We start from the raw sequence: 20,168 nt of genomic DNA on the forward strand, positions 1-20,168 counted from the left end.
AATGTCAGACTCAACCATAGGGCCTTCCGAAAAAGTGCGTTTCGATACGACACTATCCCTGATAAAGCAACAATACCCGGATTCTTATTTCAGGTTACTAGGCAGCGGCCATGAATCCGTTATCCTTACGGATAATAGATTCACGTATAAAATATTCGATAACCCGGATTTTAAATACAAGTCTTTACTACAGGATTTTAAAATACGCTTCGCGAACTCGAAAAGATTTCTCTGTATCCTAGATATCCTGGATATTGATGGAATTCCTATTTTAAAATACGAGTATGAAGATTCCACAGAATATACGGGCGGTCACGAAGAGGAAATCATCGATTTTTTAGTCGAATGTAAGAAATATGGGGTCGTGTGCTGGGACGTCAAACCTCGTAATTTCCGAATTTTTAAGAATGGCTTACGATTCATCGATTATGGATGGGACATCAAGCCATACAATTTTAAAGATTTTGTTTTCATGGTCCAGCGCACCTATCTAAGTCTAAGATACCCTACAGCCACAAATTTTAAAGAGCTGGCGCACGAGGCCCTGACGAACTGGGAGCTTCACGAGCTGGATGGATTTCCCAATTTTTTTAATAAAGTCTATGAGCGTGTATTAAACACACAGATTGTATGTGAATATCCAATTAAGTATGACCATAAAAAAGAGTATAGATCTATGATAGGTGATTTGCTGAATAAATTTGCGATGGGAAATGAACGTACTATCGAGCATATATCCCCAGGAACGGAGCCTTTGGATATAGTCCCAAATTCAATTAATATGACCGGTCCATTAGATAACCTATCAAACTATGCTCCAGTCAATGTTTTCATATCCAATTGTGTGATAGATTTAAAGAAGGATCAACTGGTCGATTATATCACATCAGTTAAAAAATGTTTAGTACCAAATGGCCTTTTTATCCTAATATTGCCAGATCAATTTTATTCGTATAGCATAGAAGAACTCCAGTTACATGATATTAGAACGTTGATAACGAAAGCCGGGTTTTCGATTTTAAGTGAGGACGAATCGCCCTATTATACGGAAATTTATGGAAATTTTAAAACCGACACATTAATATTAACCAACCGGTTGGCACAGACAGGAAATGAGCGAATAAGCCTGATAATTAAAGCATGCTACCAGGATGGGGCTAACCTGGAACGGCAAGTTCAGCATATAGTATCACAGTGTAAGCAACCTCGATCATTCTTGGAAACAATCATTGTTATCGATCCCAAGAAGGATCATTTCCTGCGCCAGTTCGATGAGCCCTCTATCGATAAGACATATCGAGTGCTGGAAAATCTAAAGATGAGGTCGGTGATTGATAATTATTATACTGCGCCTGATAACACAGAACAAATCCGGAAAATAAACCAGCGATGGTTTAACCTCGAATGCTCCAATTCACATAGTATTCAAAATATACCAATAACACCTCAAATATACGCTTTTGAGCTAGCCCGGGGAGATTATATCCTGCAGGCTGATTGCGACGTTATGATTGGCCGCCGGGACCGAGAGCATGACTTTATCGGCGATATGATCTCCGCATTAAAAAATAACCCCGATGCAATATCGGTCTCTTTTAATATCGCTCACGATCCTGATTCAAAAGTCAACGATTATACGTCTCCGGGTAATGGCGAGTATAAGCCCGAAGTACGATTTTGCTTATTCGACAAAGATCGTCTCTTCAAGTTAAGGCCGTTCCCGAATGAGCTTATTGATGGCCGGTTACGGTTATCTTGGTATCAATCGATTTATGAATTCCAGAAAAGGAATGGATTCGTGTCTCTACGCGGGGGAGATCCTAGATCCTTCTATGTCCATCCGCCCAATGAATATAAGCGTTATGAATTTACCTGGCTATCTATTCGGGAAAGAATTGGGTCCGGCAATATTCCGGACATCCAGTTTGAAAATTTTGACCTCGTTGGCATCTATGAGGACTGGTGTTTGCCAAAGAGGGAAGAGCCCTATATCTTCATCATCTGCGGCCGAAATATCACTCCGGCAAAATTCTATCGCTGCTGGCAATCCTTAAAAAACCAATCCCGGCCATACTGGGGTGCGATCATCATCGACGACGCGTCGACAAATGGATTACCTGATTACATAGGGCTGCTGGTAAAACCATATGCAAGCAAAGTAACTTTCATCAAGAACCCCTCTCGAAAAGGCGTTCTCCAAAATATTTATGACGCAATAAAAAATTATTGTTCGAACCCCTATTCCGTTATCATCATTCTGGATGCCGATGATATGTTGATCGGCAATAGTGCGCTTAATACGATCCATCGCCATTATATCGCCGGAGCTGATATGACCTCCGGCTCGACCATTCGAATGGATAAGGGATATTATGACTATAAACCGGATTTTGCACATCCGAGAAATCACCGAGGTGGCGATGTCTGGATGCATATCAGGACATTTAGAAAATATCTATTCGATAGGATTGCTCAGGATGATTTCATTAATAATGGCAAGTGGGTCGATAAATTCACCGAACTTACATATATGGTCCCGATCGCCGAAATGGCAAGCAATCCTCATCACATTAAAGTGCCATTGTACCTGTGGGAACCTACTCAAGCGAGAAACAAATTACATTATAAAATGAATCGGGAAACGAACGATTTTATTACGTCTAGGAAGCCCTATAATAAAGTAATAAAGCCTAGTATAACGGCCATATCTCCACCGGGGGAAATCATAAATAGCCTTCAACCGGGGCAGCTTATTTTCATCCGCCATGCAGAACGAGTGCGCTCTGATGGAAGAAAAGATATTATATCAGATGATGTCCCGCTGACAAATGACGGCGCAATTGATTGTAAAACCTTCGGAAAACATTTACCGATTAAGCTGGATCTTATAATTACGAGCCCGGCGCTCCGGGCAGTTCAAACCGCGGAAAATATACGTGCAGGGAACGGTTCGGATTGTAAAATTATCCCGCTTGAAAGCCTGAGGCGATTAAAAATATTTAATTATAAGGAATGGAGACGATTAAAAAATAAAAAGGGTTGGCATGGGACGATTCAAGAATGGGTAGCTGGTAAAATTAGTGATAAAGTGATTTATCCCTATGACTCAACTATAATTGAGATTATTAAGTCTTTAAACATCGAAATGGATAAACATCACTCGCAAAACATACTAGTAGTATCGCATAACCATGTGATTGACCTTCTTTATTATTACTATTTTAATTACTTAGCAAAGAACGTATTCCACCTGAATGGATTTGTTATTGATAGGAATGAAATTTTATCCGGCCATGATAAATTAGAGGTGGACCAATAATGAGATGTAATTCTTATACGAAATTATCAGATTCGGCGTATAAGCTTACTAACCTTATAAGAATATCCAAACCAATTACAAAGATATTTGGACCAGAATATACTACTTCCCTCGATAACATTGAAATCGACATCACGTTCAAGTGTAACCTTAAATGTTACAACTGTGACCGTTCCTGCACACAAGCGCCTAGTGAATTGACGATGTCGCTAGAACAAATAAGAAAATTCATCGATGAGAGTATTTCGAATGATAAGCATTGGTCCCGGATACGTGTTCTGGGCGGCGAACCGACATTACATCCGGATATCGACAAAATTTTAAAAATTTTACTTGACTATAAAGAGAATTATTCGCCCACGACCTGGCTTGAACTCACCACAAATAATTTTGGTCCTGAGGTCAATAGAAAATTGCTAAAGGTGCCAAGGAAAATATACGTCAATAACACCCGGAAAATGGGTCGATTCCAGAAAAAATTCGAAGCCTTTAATCTTGCGCCTTGCGACAATAGGATATATGCATTTACCGATTTTACTAATGCGTGCTGGATAACAAATGATTGTGGTATGGGATTAAACCGTTATGGCTACTATCAATGTGGTGCGGCGGGATCTATTGATCGAGTATTTGGCATGAATATTGGTTTGAAGAAATTGCCAGTGTATCAATCTGAATTTTACGATCAAAAAACGAATTTATGCTCTTTATGTGGCCATTTTGCACGACGTAGATTTGTGCCAGGAAATTTGTGTAAGCCTGTAAATGGAGAGCCAAAATCAAATAGATGGATATTAGCTTATGAGAATTATTCGAAGCAACCAACATTAAGCTTATATTAACTTTTAATTTTCATTTGGGCATATTGTTCAAGCTAAGATATGTGTTCACGCTCATCATATCCAGCCCTTTCTCCTGTAGCTCCTTATACACGCGCTGATTATATTCCCGGTTCTCCCTCTCAGCTCTCTCCTCATCGCCAGGTATCTTCGGATCAAAACCGAACATAGAGCAGATAGCATCGAGCTCCTGGTATTCCACATCCTCATATATCCTGACGTGCCGGTCATCGGTCATGAGGTGCATGGCATAGAACTCCAGGTATTCCCTGTCGCCGTCTTTCCCGAAGATATACCGGATGGACCATCCGGCCTTTGTGATGAAGCCCGGCGACCGGTTAGCAAGGTCTTCTTCGGGCAGCTCGATGTTCCAGTGCCCGAAGTACTGGCCGAATTCACGTTTCACGGCCTGCATTAATGCCCTTCTTCGTCTTCCTCATCGTCGAAGTCGTGGAGCCTAACGCTTTCCCGGACGCGCTTCTGGCCGCGGCTTTGCAATTCCTCGTCATCGTAGGTCAGTATGTTCATAGTAAAACCTCATTCGATTTTATTGTAACAAGTTTTATTAACATGTAATACATTATATAGTTATTGTATATTATTATTAGCAATTCGGGGTGTCACAGGTGGTCCGCAGATCGCTTCAAAAGTTTTACTCAAAGAAACTGAACAAGCCCAGGGTCTACGTCGGCAGGCTGGGTGACATCAGCTTTTATCGCAAGAAGGACGGGTACCGCGTGCTGGTCAGCGACGTGTCGCTGGAGACCGGGGAGCCGATCGCCGATCATCTGTGGATACGGTCCGAAGTGCTGCCGCAGACAATGGGGCTGACAATCGGGGATATAATACGCTTTACCGGCATTGTGCAAAATTATCGTAAGGAGGATGGGAGCATGGACTTTGGGGTCGACGTAGTCCAGGAGAGCTTCGCAAAAGGAGTTATGGCGATTTAACATTTATCGCTTAATCAATGATCATTTATCTGTCAATCAAATCGCTTGAAGAAAATTTCGATGATGAATCGGAGGAATAGCCAGTCATCTTAGAGCTTGATGGGTTTAAGTTCATTGGAAAAATACTATCTGCTTGCAGACTAACTTATACCTGTGATAATAAATTTCTAATAAGCATGTTCACTTCATTCCGTCCCAGCTTCCCATACCTCTCGATTGATGTCGCCTGTTCCGGGATACCGGCTAAATGCTCACGTAAAAAGCTTAGCCCGGCTAATTTCTCGCCCAGATAATACAGGTCTATGTCTCTTCCGCCATGACCGGGGTCTATTAATGCAAGGACATCGGCATAATCCTTTACTAATTTTCCTCGCCCCCAATCCATATCCCGATAGAGCCCGTTCTCGATACGATACCTTCGATCATGGGTTGCCTTAAGTTTATACAATAGTAGCAGTGTCCTTTCGGGTATACGTGCACTGACGCTCCTTACCGGTATTTCTTTGTACCTGCCGACGATCTCATCAAAACTAAGCTCTTCCGGTCTACCCAGGAAATTACATGGGTCGGATGTCGTACCAAAGTCGATAATTATCTCCCCATAGTCCGTTCTTTTAAACACGGAAGTACCGCTCTCATCGGTATACGGCTCATACTCTCTTTCCGAAGTTAAGAAATGCTTCAAGCTACTACGCGTTTCACTATTGGTGATGAGGTCGATGTCTATGGACTTGAGCGTATCGTTATAGGCATATACGGCCCATCCCCCGACCAGGAACGTATTCTGTATCCCTTTCCTGCCTTCCCGCTCTTTGATCCAGCGTAAGATCATGTCCAGCTCATCAAGGGATATGTCGAATATTCGGGGATCTACATCATAGGGCTGCATACTTATCGACCATCATTTTTGTCACGTCCTTACTGCTGTACCCCTGGCCGGCAATGTCGAGCAATGTCTGGCCGGGCGATACGACCTTTACATCCTCAAGTTCTTTTGAGTCGCTAAAGACGTCCCTGTCGGGCAGATATAGCCTGACAGTTACTCCATCATTCGTAATGTCCTCCGACAATATGTCGATAAGCCGGCCGATATCCTGATTTTTCATGTACGCATAAGCCGTATCGCCACGGACTGAATAACCGGTGTAAAGGCCAGCAGCCGTATAGCTTGTGAAGGAGCAATCGATATTTTCAATTTTTGTGACACGCGAGATGTACCGGGCGGTATCAAAAGCGCTCTTACCGCGCAACTTTATTTCCCTGATGAACAGGTTTTCAAATGGGCGCTCCCAGGCGATGCCGTTTAACAGCTTGTTCATGTCGCTGATGACGATCAAATCGTCTTTCCGCGCGGCTATGCCCTGCGATAACAAGGCCGAGATCGTCTTATGGGACCATCCATACGAGACATGCTCTTTAAGCGATATCTGCCGTATCGATGACATTTTTTCTTTTAACAGAGATGATATGACCGCCCATGACTTCTTTGACGTGAACTTGATGCCTGCAGACGGCTTCGCCGCATCCACTTCTGGCATTTTAACACCAGGCGGTAGTAAAAGAACATCGATGCCGGCAGCCTTTGCGACCGCTTCTTCCAGGGGGGCCGATACTTTGCAGATGATGATATAGCGATAGCGATACTTATCGCTGCGCTTGCTGATCAGATCTTTATATAAATTGATCACGGATATCGATACGATCGAGAGCTTTTTTTTCACCTCGATAATATACCTGTCAGTGCTGTCCTCTATGGCGAGATCCGGTTTCAGGCGGATGGTGTCGTCCTTGATGAGGAATTCGGGCTTCAGGTGGGCATTTGCGCTTAGATGGAGCTTTTGACGTAAGAATTCCTTGAGTGACTCGTAGAGTTTTTCATTTTCAGGCATGGTTAATTATCATTAAATAATGATACTATTTAAATGTATCAGTGATACGTATCACTAAAAAGTGATACGTAATAAAGATATCAGTGATAGTATTGATTTGCGATGCCCTACAGGACTGGTTTCCTTGATAATTTAATCTATCGTAACACTCTTTTTAAATCGCTATAATTTGAAAAATTAAAAAATATTAATGTTAATACAAAAGGAAGGATCTACCGGTCGAAATTATAGAGCTTCCTTTCTTTAACCTTCAAGTCATTAACAACGTCAGCCAACTCTTCGGTATCTGCCCGGATGGCCTCCAGCTGGTTGTAAACATCATTCAGCCGCCCGACGATCATGGCGAATTGTTCGTCGTCCACCGAGACCAGACTCCGGGGAGCGTTGACCTCCTGGTGGATGGCCTCGGCGATCGTCATCGCCTCTCGCTGTATGTCCACGAACGGCCCGTAGAAGACGGAGCGGGGCATGAGGTGCTCGTTGTCAGATTTTACTGTTTCGCTGTCACTCATATCAATCGACTCCTTCAATTTTATTAATTTTTTTTTAAAACAGTCAGGCTGGCTATCGCTCACTTTGCGAGGCTATGTTTGCCGATCCCAGGTTCTTTATGGAACTCGTAAGTCGATTGCTTTCCAAACGAATACAACTCACATGGTAACATAGGGCTTTATCGTATATATAAATTATCATTAATTGATGCTACATAACAAGTTTTATTAATATGAAATGCATAGTATTATTATACAATTGTTTGGAGATTAATTTATGACAAAACCGAAGCCCAAATCAACAGATAAAAAAGCCGTAAAAACAGGTGACATAACCGAGATCGTCGTCATCCTCGACCGCAGCGGCTCCATGTCGTCGGTCATCGACGATGCCATCGGCGGCTTCAACACATTCCTGGAAAAGCAGCAAGCCGATCCGGACCCAGCCTGGTTCACGCTGGTCCAGTTCAACGACCGCTCCGAGACCGTGTGTAGCGGCATCGATATCCGGGATGCTAAGCCCTATGATCGTAAGTCGTATGTACCTTCGGGCAACACGGCGCTCCTGGACGCGGTCGGGCAGGGCATCAACGACGTGCTCCAGAGGCCGGAAGATAGTAAAAGCAAGGTGCTTTTTGCCATTCTGACGGATGGGCAGGAAAACTCTTCGAGAGAGTTCACCAGGGAACAGATCCAGCGCCTGATCAAAATGCGCCAGGAGGCCGGTTGGGAGTTCGTCTATCTGGGCGTTGGGCTGGAGCAGTTCGATGCAGAGAGGGCGGGCGCCGGGATCGGTATTCATGCGGATAAGGTCGCCATCTATATGAAGAGTAAGATGGGCATTGACCTGGCTTCTGAGGAGATGCATAGGGCTGTGATGGAATATAAGAGAACGGGTAAGCTGGATAAGGATGAGTGGAAAAGAAGGCCCAGGTAAGCCGCTCATAACATAAAAGTTAGAAGATATTTTAGTTGCCCGGTAGCTAGCACATATTTATGCGAGCCGGGCTTTGATTTTTTTGTTGGTAAATTATCAGGGGGTTAAAAGCCGATGCTTGAGCCGAAGAAATCAGGTAAGGAGAAGCTGGCGGAGGGCATTATTGCGCTGGCAGTTCTCATCGTGATAGCCTCGGTCGTGTTACCGCTGATCAGCCCGGCTTTGTGCTGCACTCTGCCCGTGCTGTTGCCCTTACTATGGGCGGGGTATATTTATCAGCAATGGGAGGATAAATTAAAGAAAAAGCCTCCTATGCCGCCGGAGCAGATGCTCTAATGATCGCTGATGGGTTTAATTATTATCCCCATTTGGGCCTGATTCTTTTTCCCCATTACCTAACGCAAGATCTCTAACGCTCTGCTCTAATATCAACGGAGAATCAATATCCTTGTCAGTCGATATACCAAGCTCTTTAAATCTCCTGGCACTCACGAGCAATCTTGACTCCATCGAACCGACGGCGGAATTATATGAATTAACCGCTTTCTTGAGGCCCTTACCAACCTCGGACATGTTATCATTAAAAGTGATTATACGATTATAGAGCTCTTTACCAAGGTTCTTTATTTCTTCCGCATTCTCTGCGATCTGCTCCTGTCTCCACCCATATGCTACTGCTTTCAATAATGCGATCAGCGTTGTAGGTGTGGCTAGTATCACATTCCTTTCGACACCAAACTCGATAAGTGTAGGATCTTTTTCAAGAGCAGCACTGAAGAAGGTCTCGCCAGGCAAGAACATGACAACGAACTCAGGAGTGTCATTGAATTGTTGCCAGTATGACTTATCGCTTAGCTGTGTAATATGTTTCTTAACCTGCGAGGCATGATCGATCAGCTTTTCATTCTTTATATCGTCGTCCTTTGCTTCAATGGCATCAATATATGCGTATAAAGGCGCTTTCGAATCCACGATGATGTTCTTGCGGTTTGGAAGGTAAATGATCATGTCGGGACGTATATTGCAGCTCTCGTTCCTCAATGGTACCTGTTCTTTGAAGTCGCAATAATTCACCATCCCCGATAATTCCACGACTCTCTTTAGCTGAATCTCTCCCCATTGGCCACGTACCGAAGGCGCCCTCAGCGCTTTAACGAGGTTAGAAGTTTCCGACTGTAATAGTAATTCGGTTTGAGATAATGTTTTCACCTGTTCCTTTAATTCTGTATAGGCTGATACACGCTCTTTTTCCATTTCCTGGATCTTTACGTCCACCTTATCGAGCGATTCTTTAAGCGGTGTGACCATGTCGTTGATAGCTTTCTGTCGTACTTCGAGATCGACTTTTGCCCCGTTCTGGTAATTTTCGAGAGTTGTCTTTGCCAGATCGAGGAACGATTGATTGTTATTTTTGAGAGCCTCGGCCGATAATGCATTAAAGGCGTCGGATAGTTTCTGCTGAGCTTCATTTAGCAGTGCAAGCTTTTCTTCAGTCGACTTACGCTCCTTTTCCAGGGTCGTGTTTAAATGTTCTATCTGCTTCTGATTTTCCGTATTTTGGGCTTGTAGATCCTTTATAGTAATATCCTTTGCCCGTATGGTCGAATCCAATTCTGGTATGCGGTTATTTTTCTCTTCTGCCGCCGACCTCTTATCGGATTCTGCACGGACTTGCTCGCGGAGTTGGGCCGCCTCAGAGCGGGCCTGGCTTAACTGGTCATTCAGGTCTCTCATCTGCGAATCGAAAAATTTCATTTGTTCAGTCTGTGCTACGTGCTGTAGTTCAGACTCAGCTTTAGTTCTGGCAATTGCATCCTGCACTTTGCTCTTAGATGATATATGCGTTATAGCAAATCCAAAAATAAAACCAACAATAATTGCCCCTATCACTATCCCAATGGTGAGTAAATCCATGTCAAAAGCTTCCCCGATGTTTATTATATAGTGCTTATAAAGTTAGCTATTTTGTAATAAGCATTTATAAGTTAATGATGTAAATTATATTTTTTGTAAGTAACATTGGATTAGTTAGCGAAATTTTACTTAATAAATGATATTTTTAGTCCCATAAGCTATAATATAGCATCCGAATATACTTATTGAGTTAGCATCAGGTAAGCAACGAGGGTATATCGATGGATTTTTTCGAGTGGTTCGCCGAGCGCACGAGCGATGGTGCCAATAAAAGGTACTTGAACGATGAGCAGAAACGTGCCATAGAAGCTGCAAAGGGCGCTATCCTAGTCGTCGCCGGCGCCGGCACCGGTAAGACCACGATGATCACGGCGAAGGCCGCTTATCTCATTAAAGAGAAAAAGTTGAAGCCTGAACGGCTTATTATGCTCACCTTCTCCCGGGAAGCGGCTAAGCACATGAAAGATGAAATCGTAAGGATATTACCCGAAGCTCGAGACGTATATGCCAACACTTTTCACTCCTTTTGCTATGAGTTTCTCCGGGACCATTCGGCGAAGACCGGCATTACGGACGATTATCAGGTACTGGATGAGGCGAATGCTAAGTTCCTGATGTATAAAGAGCTTGATGTCCCGGCTTATTGGGTCTCGATCTATGTTAATACTATTCAGAGGGCAAAGGACCTGGATATTTCTCAAGAAGCTTATGAAGGGTACATTTCCCGGCTTAAGGCTCAGCTTGACGAGTATGCGCCCGGCGCTTCTGATCTGGCTGACGAAGTATCCAAGGCCACAGTGAGGATCAATACGATGCACCTGGAGCCTCCGACGAAGGCGCTCCGGGAGGAGAAAAATTTCCTGACGGCGTTCATTGAGGCGTACGAGGAGCATGAGAAATATACAGCGTTTTTAGAGGCCTGGAAAGGCTATGAGAAGCTGAAGTCAGAAAAGAAAATGCTCGACTACGCGGACATGATCAAGATGGTCATCGACTACTGCCAGGCCTGGGGTGACGATGCCCTGGCGGAACTTTATGATTATGTCATCGTGGACGAGTTCCAGGATACTAATCGGCAGCAGTTCAAGCTGTTAAAGATACTGGCCTCGAAGTGCGGCGACATAACCGCTGTGGGTGACGAGAACCAGGCTATTTATGCGTTCAGGGGCGCATATCCGGAGAATATCGGCGAATTCACAATCGATTTTAAGGCTGACGTAAAGAACCTTACTGAGAATTACCGCTCGACTAATGCGATCTTAAGGACTGCTCACAGGCTTATTGTCAATAATTACGATGACCCGGAGGAGACTAAGCTGTTGAAGTCCGCTCTTGGTGTTGAAGGCGACAAGGTGAAGCTGATAAGGACGTCAAACCCTAAAGAGCAGGCAAGAAGGGTAATCGAAGAGATTGAGCGCATCGTTGAAGATGATATCGATTTTAACCGTATCGCCGTATTATTCCGTTCACATTCCTCCGCGAATGCAGTCCAATCAGCATTTGAAAGCCGTAGCATCCCGTTTCAGCTTATTAGTAATAACGGATTTTTAAAACGGCCCGAGGTAAGGACGGCTCTCGCTTACCTGTATGTCATCGCTAACCTGGAAGATCCGCGTTATGGGGCAGACCAGATGTGGTGGAAGCTCCTGCATTACAAATACGGTCTGACGATGAAGGACTCGCACATACTGGCAAAAGCGGCAAAGCGTGATACCATCCAGAACGTGCTTCTGGGGAAGCTGCCGGATGCACTATCGTGGGATGGGAAGAAAAAGATCAACTCGCTGCTGGCTAAGATAGAGGAGTTGAGGAAGAACAAGAATAAGTCGTTGTCGAATTTATTGCTGGATGTTTACGAGGCATCCGGATTGTCCCGGGAGCTCTCACATGAGTCGACCCGGACTAGCCGCATATGGATGTTGAACCTGAGATACCTGCACGACCTGGTTGCCGGGTTCGAGGACTTTTACGGCGCTGACTTAGCCGGGTTCATCGAGTACATGCGCATGCTTGATGAGCTGGGTGAAGATCTTGATGCGCCCACTTTAAAGGAAGCTCAAGGGGTCGTGCTCATGACCTGCCATGGCGCAAAAGGCTTAGAATACGACTACGTGTTCATCGTCGACCTGGCTAAGGATAAATTCCCTATCACGGCTGGCGGCCGGGCGCCGCTATTGCCTGACGAGCTCAACGACCGCTTCAGGGATATCTTTGAGGCCGAATGGGAGAGCGATAAAGAGCTGGACGAGGCGTTGAAGGCCCGGAAGCGAGAGCTGCGGCTGAAGGAAGAGCGGCGGCTGGCATACGTGGCCTATACTCGGGCGAAGAAGGAGCTTTATCTCTGTCATCCGCAGTCGTATGGCGAGAACGAGCGCAGCCCGTCGATGTTCATCGCTGAGTCGTGCTTTGAGGATAATAGCGTCCACGACGATATCGAGCTCATCCAGGACGATGAGGTAAAAGTCGGAGAGATGGCGAAGGATGGCGCCCTGGATAAGAAAAAGGACGAGATCAAGAGGCTGGTGCTTTCGACGATCGATTCGGAGCCTCAGCTGGCGCTTTATAATTTATTGTTGTACCAGGGTCTGTGTTGTCATAATCTGCCCTCTGGCATTCCTGAAGCGGCGAGGGCGAGAGAAGATGCAGCCCTGATCATGAAAGACATCGGCGATGGGACGCCTCTCGGGTTGAAGTTCGACCCCGAGGAGGTCGTTTTATCCCATTCATCGCTGAAGATTTACCGTGACTGTCCCAAAAAGTTTGAGCTTGCGCGGCTGCTGAGGATGCCATCGAGGTACGATGACGAGGAGGAGGGCGAGGGAGCCCTGGGATTCGGCACGTTCGTTCATGAAGCCCTGGAACTTGCGGCGAAGAATAAGGTGAAGTCGAGGCAGGAGCTCGATGATATTGCCGCTGAGCTGCTAAAAGAGCCCGGTTATAAGGATATTGATGTAAAGCGGGCTAAGGTCATCTTCGATACGTTCTGGGCGCGCAACAGGACTAAGCTCGGTAATGTGGTCATGACAGAGCAGGCGTTCAGTTTCGAGCTCGGCGGGTTCAGGTTCTCCGGGAAGATCGACCGTGTGGACGAGCTGAATGGTAATGGTGAGGTAGAGATCATCGATTATAAGACTGGCCGGGAGCCGTCTAAAGAGGACCGGGAGAGCCAGTTGTTGCTTTATAAGCTGGCTTTTGAGTATGACCCTGCTTTGAAGGCGATGGGATATAAGCCGATGAACCTTACGCTGGAGTTGTTAGAGGCGGAGAAGCCGAGGATATTCCAGGTCGACGATGATGGATTCATGGTGTGCACTAATGGGCGGTGCGTTAAGGCGAATGTCGCTGAAGTTGAGGCCGGTTTACTGGAACTCGCTGAGTGTATTAAGCATGATTACGAGAACGGTTTCGGGGTGAAGGAGGATTGCGGCGGTACTATGGGTGGGGGGAGTAGTTGTGAGTACAGGATGTACTGCCCTAGGTGGTGATAATAGGATATATTCCTATAACAAATAAATGTTTTATAACGCATGTCTATTAATTTTTTTACTAATATATGGGCTAAAGAGTGCATCATAAGTCCTTTTAGCATATTAATATGATAAGCAACGTAATCGAAAAATTTAATTTATATTTTTTCATTATTTATATAATTCGATATCAATATTTTTTATTAATAGTAAATTAAATTATTTATTTATTGATATTACTCCGCTTTCTAAACCCCTCATTAATAATTCTTTATATGAATTATAAATAGTATAAGCTTCACCTTTAAGTGGATAATCTTTAACTCTTATAAACTCATCCCTTACGTGATTAGGGACACCAATCAAATCATCAATTGTAATAATCTCTATATTAGGTTCATTTCTTAAAATACGCCATTCTTTATCAGTAGACTTATTTTTATCTAAATAATTTATATCTTGTCTAGTCATTCGAGGCCATAAATAATAGGCTTTTTTATATGATTTTTGTGATAAGAAATAATACTTAGTAAGATACATTTCGCCAACTGCTATATGACCTGCTCTTTGAGAGGATTCTGTAAAGTTCCTTTTATTTCTACCAGTTAATTTTATTACGTACCCATTTTTTAATACTGTTGATCTTTCTTTGGCAAAATTTTCCCAACTATTATGATAAGTATTTTTAAATTTGATTTCAAATATCGTATACATAGATTTTAATTTGTTATTAATAAATAAATTCAATTTTTCTTTGTCATGAATTGCATATATTAAATCTTTAAGTTCAGATAAATCATCAATGATAAGGTAAGTACCGTTCTCATATAACGATGCAAAATATGCCATACCAAATAAATCTTCTTGTATTTTATTTTTACCTTTTCTTAAATAATATATTCCAATGATCCCATTTTTAACTGCACCTAATGCATGATGAAACCTCTGATATTGAGCGTTTCCAGACGACCCTCTATTTAATGCATCCGTACCTTCTAAAGCTATTATGGGCCGAGTATTTACCTTTTTACCATTATATTTACATATCCAATTTTCTTTTATAGTCCAACAAGCATCACATGAACCATAAGCAGTCCTATCTACCCCAAAGGTCAATCCGTCATCACAAAATAGTCTCATATCATCGTTGCTAGATTCCGGAAATATTCTCAAATCTAATCCATTAATTGTGTACCCTAACTTATCAATAATTTCTCTTTTAATAATTTCATCACTCGATAAAGACATGTTATAACCTTGGTATCATATCTATTATCTCTTTATACGTTAATCTATTGATAAATTGTACTATATCCCATGTTGAAGATATTTTCTTATGATTATATTCAATATAAAAATCATTGAATTCATCATTTGTTAAATTGGCTATTAAATAATATTTAAAATAATTTGATATCCAGTCATCGTATTTACGATGATATTTTTCATCGATGATAAAATTTTCAGTTGGTTCTATAGCTTTTAATTTATAGTTATTATCTATATAAATTAATCCGTAAAATTTCTTTGACAGTTTGATTTTTGAAGTATAAATTTCATAACCTTTACAAAATAGTCCAGTACTTAGGTATTTATCTAATTGTTTTGTCATTTCTTTTGTACTTGTCTTAGCTTCACCAACTATAAAATTATTATCTTCTATTATATATTCATTACATAAATTTTTAAAACCAAGTCTAATTAGTGATAGTTCTAAAATGTTAATACAATTAAGAGGAATATGATAAGTATTTATAAAGTTATTATATTTTATAGATCTATACCCTCCAAAGTCGGGGGTTCCATAAGAATGGCTTAGTGGGATCTGTGTTTCCACGATATATTTTTCCTTTTTAAAATATTCACATGTTAAATATTCTAAAAATGGTTCCATGCCATTTCCGTTTTTAGATTTTTCTATTCTTTGTATGATGTAATCAGTAGAATTAACTCCTATTTTTTCGTAAAAAGTCTTTAATTTATTCTGAAGCTCTAATTCTCTATTAAATTCTACCGGAACTATTATCTTGTCATTATTAAACAAGTATTTTCTTCCTAGGTACAAGTTATATGGGGTATTTTTTAATGTAGTATTATCAAATAATCCGGTAACAAATTTATAATCTAGAGAGTTATAAAATAGTTTAGTAAGCCCTTTAGGTGTAAATGGAAAGACTGGATTGTCTAGGTAACCAGCACCTGTTATAGATGAAAAAATAAATGCAGAAAATTTATCCATTTTAATACCGGGCCCTAATTCAGTATTAACTATTTTAAAATTAAAATTTTCTTTCATTATTTTAATAAATTTATCAGCATTGATTTCCACTTTTTATTTCACCCATAATTTTATTTAACTTCTTTATAGATAAACCATCTAAATTAATCTTATATTCATTATAGTATAACTCAATCAGTAATTTTGATACAAGCATATCATATATTTTTGGGCAGTCATCTATATTACTTTTATTAATTATGTCTTCTAATAATGATTCTAATGAATATTGCTTGTTATATGTATGCCCAAAATATTCTCCTCTTTCGAATGTTAAGTATAAATCCGATTTTGGTGAAAATTCCGACCAATTAATATTATATGAATTACTCACTGTACTTTCAATATTAATATTTATTAATTTGAATCCATTCCTTTTAAAAACACTTAATACATCTTGCCAAATATCGAATTCTTTATTATGGAAACAAATCGTAAACTTTTTTCCATTTTTTAAGATTCGCCTACCTTCTTTTAGTGACATTTCAAGAAGTTTTATAAACTCTTTTTTACCTTTATCTTGTACAGGATTTATAATAACTTCTTCCCTATTATCATAGTTTAAACCTAACCACGAATTCCATACTAGCGATAGCTCGGAATATTGGATTGCTTCACCATATGGCGGATCCGTAATGATATAATCAACTGATTCATCCTCTAGTCCAGTATTAAATGAAGATTGATTAAAAAATTTATAATCGCCAATTTTTTTCTTTATTTTAGATTTTAATAATTTTTTAGATTTTATTACTAAATTTACCCTATCCAAATATCTCATCCAAACATTCTCTTCAAAATAATCATCAGGTATCCAATAGTTATTAACACCTAATGGTCGGACGTTTTCACTTTTCAGTTTACTTGTATGAAGCAAGGTATTTGAAAATGCTAATAAAAATAACTTTTCATATTTTAGATTATTGCTCTTTATGCAATGCAATAATTCCGATAAGGCATATAGGTTTTTATTAGTAAATATATCAGTTATTTTTCGGACACCTTTATAAGAAAATCTATCTTTATAAAACTTTAACGGAAAATTATTTTCTGGAACCCATTTGTCAATCTCATACACAATATTTAATTGATCTTTCTCTTGATTTGTTAATTCTCTTTTTATTTTTGTTTTACCGCAGTTATAACAATAAAATACACCAGACTCTTTACCTTTAAACTTAGGCCCAATGTTTATGTGGTCAATTACTAGATTCTTTCCACAATAAACACATTTATCTACTACAGCATATAATTGATTAAATAAAGGCTCTAGTTCTCCTTTTATTAACCCTAATTCATCAATAAATTCATCTTCATTGAAATCGCATGTGATTGTATTTTCCGTGATAAAAATGGCTATCGGATTTAAATCATATCCAATAAAATTCCTATTTTGTGATATAGATTCTAAAGCTGTAACACCACTACCGACAAATAAGTCAACAACTATATCTCTTTCTTTAGAATTAGTTGTAATTAATTTATTAATTGGCCTCCATGGCTTTCTTGCCCAATATTTATGGATTTTATATATTTTTGAAAAATCACTTGATGTAGCCAAGCTTTATACCTCTTTCTTTAATATGATGCAGTAATGGTGCAAAATATTACTAGCCCAACTATAGGGGTATCCATATGGTGATAATTGTATTTTATCCTGTATCCAAATCTTCTCATCTTTAAGTACATATTTATTAGACAATGACTTAGCAAGGTCCCATGCAAGCGGGTATAACTTACCCCCTTTCTTAATGTTTTTAACGATAATAACAATATAAGCTCCTTTTACAAGCTTATCAAATATATCTAAATAAATTTTTGTTAATTCACCCACGAATTGGTCATAATCAGCGATATTGCCAAGATCATTGGATAAATCGGAATACTTAACATCGAGTCCGTTGCCTTCCCTTGTTTTTTTAAATCCATCTGTACTCCTGTTTAAAACATCCCAATATGGTGGGGAAGATATACAAAAATTAAATTGTTCATCATTATATAATTCTTTAATATTTCTTGCATCTGCGTTGTATATATTTTTATAGAATTCAGGTACGCGCTTTAAAATAATATCATAATATTTTTTATTTAACTCAGTACCATATCCAATTCTATTCGTTCTCTTACATGCAACTAACGTACTTCCTATACCAGCAAAAGGATCAATTACCTTCATGCCTTCCTTCGTAAAAAAAAGTATGAAGTCTTCGATCATTGTAGGGGAATACGTTGCAGGATGATCAACACAATTTTCGCAAATTTCTTGCTCTTCTTTTAAATCTTTTTGTAAAGCGTTGAAAACGAACCAACTGCATGTAAATTTTGTCCATTCTTTACCCGTCAAATAATTTAATGAATTTTTAATATCATAAGCGCCTTGGTCTATATCCAGTATAATAGCATGAGCAGAGTCTATATTTCCATTTGGATCATATAGTTTGACTTTATCCCATTGACTAATGAACCTTTTAGGGATATTATCTTTATAATTATTATATATATTATTTAGCATTAATTTAGCTTTTTCATTAGATTTGTCATCTAGACAAGGAACGATTGATTTATTATTCTTATAATAGAAATAATATTCTTGTACATCTGAAATTAATTTTTTTTGCATAAGACCCCTGCTAATCTTTAGACGTAATACCTTATCCTCTCTAATCAGATTAATAGAATTTATGTCTTTTGTATATGCGAGGTGTAACTAATATGGAACTGACTTAAAATTATCTTCTCTAATAACTGTTCTTATAGAATGGATCTAATATCAACTTCATCCAAAAACTAATTCGTAGGCAAACTCGGCTCGCTTTCTTTCACAACCGATTCCTTGCATGCAAAGTAATTTATCCATACGGTTTATGTCCACTGGTCTAAGTACTACTTGAGCCCGCACACCACCACGTATAGGATCATATAAATTAATCCGTTGTTCATTATTCTCAGAACTAACATTATCTGTCGTAGGATATAATATAGTAGAGTTCTCTCCCAGGTTACGGCTCTGGGCATATATGGAAAGTTGATATAGCATTTCCCGCGGCAATGGTAGCTTCCAAAGGTCCCTGTATTTGGTGTCCAGAATTGCTACCACCTTATTCATATTGTCCCTTACTATGAAATCCGGATATAGGTGTGGTGGTCTCCGTTTCAATGGATTATAATTATTATCATAGGCCATAAGTCCCTTTAATGGGGGCTCGTCATATACCTTGTAATCGTGGAGATAATCGTGCAGGTATCTAGATATGAGGACCTGAAAAAAATGGTTCATATCGAACAAGAAACCTGGCAGATTCATGCCATCCTTTTGTTCCAAATCTATACCCTGCGATGACATAAGCATTTTTATAATGCTTATAGATGGTTGGTAAGCCCTTGTTAAACGGCTCATATCCATATCAACTACACTCATCATCTCCCAATTTAACTTTACAGGACTGACAGTTTCTCGAAGGATAAATGACAATCGCCGTAGCCTGCCCTTTAACTTCTGGCTACTTGTCAAATTAGAGCCCATAATCAGCCCTGCAAGGAGCACCCTGTTCATAGTATTGTCATCTGATCTTGGGTAATATTTACACGGAAGGCTTTGCTTGCTTATGCCGCCTCGTCTTGCTATCCTCTGTATATTGAGAATTCCGCGAGGTATTTTGAGCTCAGAATCTGTAGGCTTGTATTTTTTATGGAGTCCTCTGGATATCAATATGTTAGCTTCTATTGAGAGTTGGTACAAGAGCAAATCGTGGAAATTCATTTTTCCAGTGCTATACTCCGTATTTTTATAAAGGTCAAGGTCTTCAAGGCTATATGCGTATCTTAGCAATCGTAAAAGGCTATCTCCTTCTATTTTTGGTTTTATGGAAATTTGAATATCTCCAAGAACAATTTTCCCCACGTATGATGTAGTACTCAGGAATAAGCCGTCTTTAAGCCCATAAACCTTTAATACTCCTGAGTCGCTCAGCCTGTTTGCTAACTTGTTGGTGCTATCGCCTTCGAGGAATATTCCTCTGGTCTTACTTACTTTATTTGGGTGTACAGTTTCCCATTCTTTTAAATGTATTTCTTGCATAGA

Annotated in this window: 16 protein-coding genes; 6 read left to right on the top strand and 10 right to left on the bottom strand. The window is 40.3% G+C overall.

The features are described 5' to 3' along the window. Nucleotide 1 precedes the first annotated feature (1 nt). Together MCP_RS04885 and MCP_RS04890 are read left to right on the top strand one after the other, a co-directional pair. On the top strand, nt 2-3,319 hold the full coding sequence (locus MCP_RS04885; RefSeq protein WP_012899703.1) for a histidine phosphatase family protein: 3,318 nt from the start codon (nt 2-4) through the stop codon (nt 3,317-3,319). Next, entirely contained in the window at nt 3,319-4,161 is an 843-nt protein-coding gene (locus MCP_RS04890; protein ID WP_012899704.1) for a radical SAM protein, read from the top strand. Before MCP_RS04885 ends, MCP_RS04890 begins: the two co-directional genes overlap by 1 nt. A 10-nt stretch (nt 4,162-4,171) precedes the next feature. On the opposite strand, the gene MCP_RS04895 is transcribed toward MCP_RS04890, so the two are convergent. Further along, nucleotides 4,172-4,573, bottom strand: coding sequence for a hypothetical protein (locus tag MCP_RS04895; RefSeq protein WP_012899705.1), 402 nt, complete (start codon nt 4,571-4,573; stop codon nt 4,172-4,174). 211 nt (nt 4,574-4,784) lie between these two features. Between MCP_RS04895 and MCP_RS04900 the strand changes: the two genes are divergently transcribed. After that, nucleotides 4,785-5,111, top strand: a complete 327-nt coding sequence (locus MCP_RS04900) for a hypothetical protein (RefSeq protein WP_128567043.1) — start codon at nt 4,785-4,787, stop codon at nt 5,109-5,111. 145 nt (nt 5,112-5,256) lie between these two features. Here MCP_RS04900 and MCP_RS04905 read toward each other — a convergent pair whose 3' ends face one another. From MCP_RS04905 to MCP_RS04915, 3 genes are all read right to left on the bottom strand, one after another. Continuing rightward, nucleotides 5,257-6,000, bottom strand: coding sequence for a hypothetical protein (locus MCP_RS04905; RefSeq protein ID WP_012899707.1), 744 nt, complete (start codon nt 5,998-6,000; stop codon nt 5,257-5,259). Next, nucleotides 5,987-7,000, bottom strand: a complete 1,014-nt coding sequence (locus tag MCP_RS04910; RefSeq protein WP_012899708.1) for a hypothetical protein — start codon at nt 6,998-7,000, stop codon at nt 5,987-5,989. The genes MCP_RS04905 and MCP_RS04910 overlap by 14 nt, the downstream gene beginning before the upstream one ends. Before the next feature lie 212 nt (nt 7,001-7,212). Next, the gene (locus tag MCP_RS04915; RefSeq protein WP_128859941.1) at nt 7,213-7,512 is read right to left on the bottom strand and encodes a hypothetical protein; all 300 of its coding nucleotides are present in this window, start codon (nt 7,510-7,512) and stop codon (nt 7,213-7,215) included. A gap of 256 nt (nt 7,513-7,768) precedes the next feature. On the opposite strand from MCP_RS04915, the gene MCP_RS04920 reads away from it, so the two are divergent. Both MCP_RS04920 and MCP_RS04925 read left to right on the top strand, forming a co-directional pair. Beyond that, complete coding sequence (locus tag MCP_RS04920) at nt 7,769-8,428, top strand: vWA domain-containing protein (protein ID WP_012899710.1); 660 nt, start codon at nt 7,769-7,771, stop codon at nt 8,426-8,428. A gap of 114 nt (nt 8,429-8,542) precedes the next feature. Continuing rightward, nucleotides 8,543-8,764: a hypothetical protein gene (locus MCP_RS04925; protein ID WP_012899711.1), complete on the top strand. Its 222-nt coding sequence runs from the start codon at nt 8,543-8,545 to the stop codon at nt 8,762-8,764. A 15-nt stretch (nt 8,765-8,779) separates the two neighbouring features. Here the strand turns inward: MCP_RS04925 and rmuC are convergent, their stop codons facing one another. Next, nucleotides 8,780-10,342 (bottom strand): DNA recombination protein RmuC, encoded by a 1,563-nt coding sequence (gene rmuC, locus MCP_RS04930; RefSeq protein WP_012899712.1) that lies wholly within the window; start codon nt 10,340-10,342, stop codon nt 8,780-8,782. A 221-nt stretch (nt 10,343-10,563) separates the two neighbouring features. Between rmuC and MCP_RS04935 the strand changes: the two genes are divergently transcribed. Further along, a complete protein-coding gene (locus MCP_RS04935) occupies nt 10,564-13,827 on the top strand; it encodes an ATP-dependent helicase (RefSeq protein WP_012899713.1) in 3,264 nt (1,087 codons plus the stop codon). Between the two features lie 201 nt (nt 13,828-14,028). Here MCP_RS04935 and MCP_RS04940 read toward each other — a convergent pair whose 3' ends face one another. The 5 genes from MCP_RS04940 to MCP_RS04960 form a co-directional block, all read right to left on the bottom strand. Then, nucleotides 14,029-15,057 (bottom strand): hypothetical protein, encoded by a 1,029-nt coding sequence (locus MCP_RS04940; RefSeq protein WP_012899714.1) that lies wholly within the window; start codon nt 15,055-15,057, stop codon nt 14,029-14,031. Nucleotide 15,058: 1 nt separating this feature from the next. Further along, complete coding sequence (locus tag MCP_RS04945; protein WP_012899715.1) at nt 15,059-16,138, bottom strand: hypothetical protein; 1,080 nt, start codon at nt 16,136-16,138, stop codon at nt 15,059-15,061. Continuing rightward, a complete protein-coding gene (locus MCP_RS04950; protein ID WP_012899716.1) occupies nt 16,122-17,648 on the bottom strand; it encodes a DNA methyltransferase in 1,527 nt (508 codons plus the stop codon). Before MCP_RS04950 ends, MCP_RS04945 begins: the two co-directional genes overlap by 17 nt. A 3-nt stretch (nt 17,649-17,651) precedes the next feature. Then, complete coding sequence (locus tag MCP_RS04955) at nt 17,652-18,707, bottom strand: DNA methyltransferase (RefSeq protein ID WP_012899717.1); 1,056 nt, start codon at nt 18,705-18,707, stop codon at nt 17,652-17,654. Nucleotides 18,708-18,863: 156 nt separating this feature from the next. Next, nucleotides 18,864-20,165 (bottom strand): McrC family protein, encoded by a 1,302-nt coding sequence (locus MCP_RS04960; RefSeq protein ID WP_012899718.1) that lies wholly within the window; start codon nt 20,163-20,165, stop codon nt 18,864-18,866. Between the last annotated feature and the right edge of the window lie 3 nt (nt 20,166-20,168).

Source organism: Methanocella paludicola SANAE (assembly GCF_000011005.1).
Lineage (GTDB): Archaea > Halobacteriota > Methanocellia > Methanocellales > Methanocellaceae > Methanocella > Methanocella paludicola.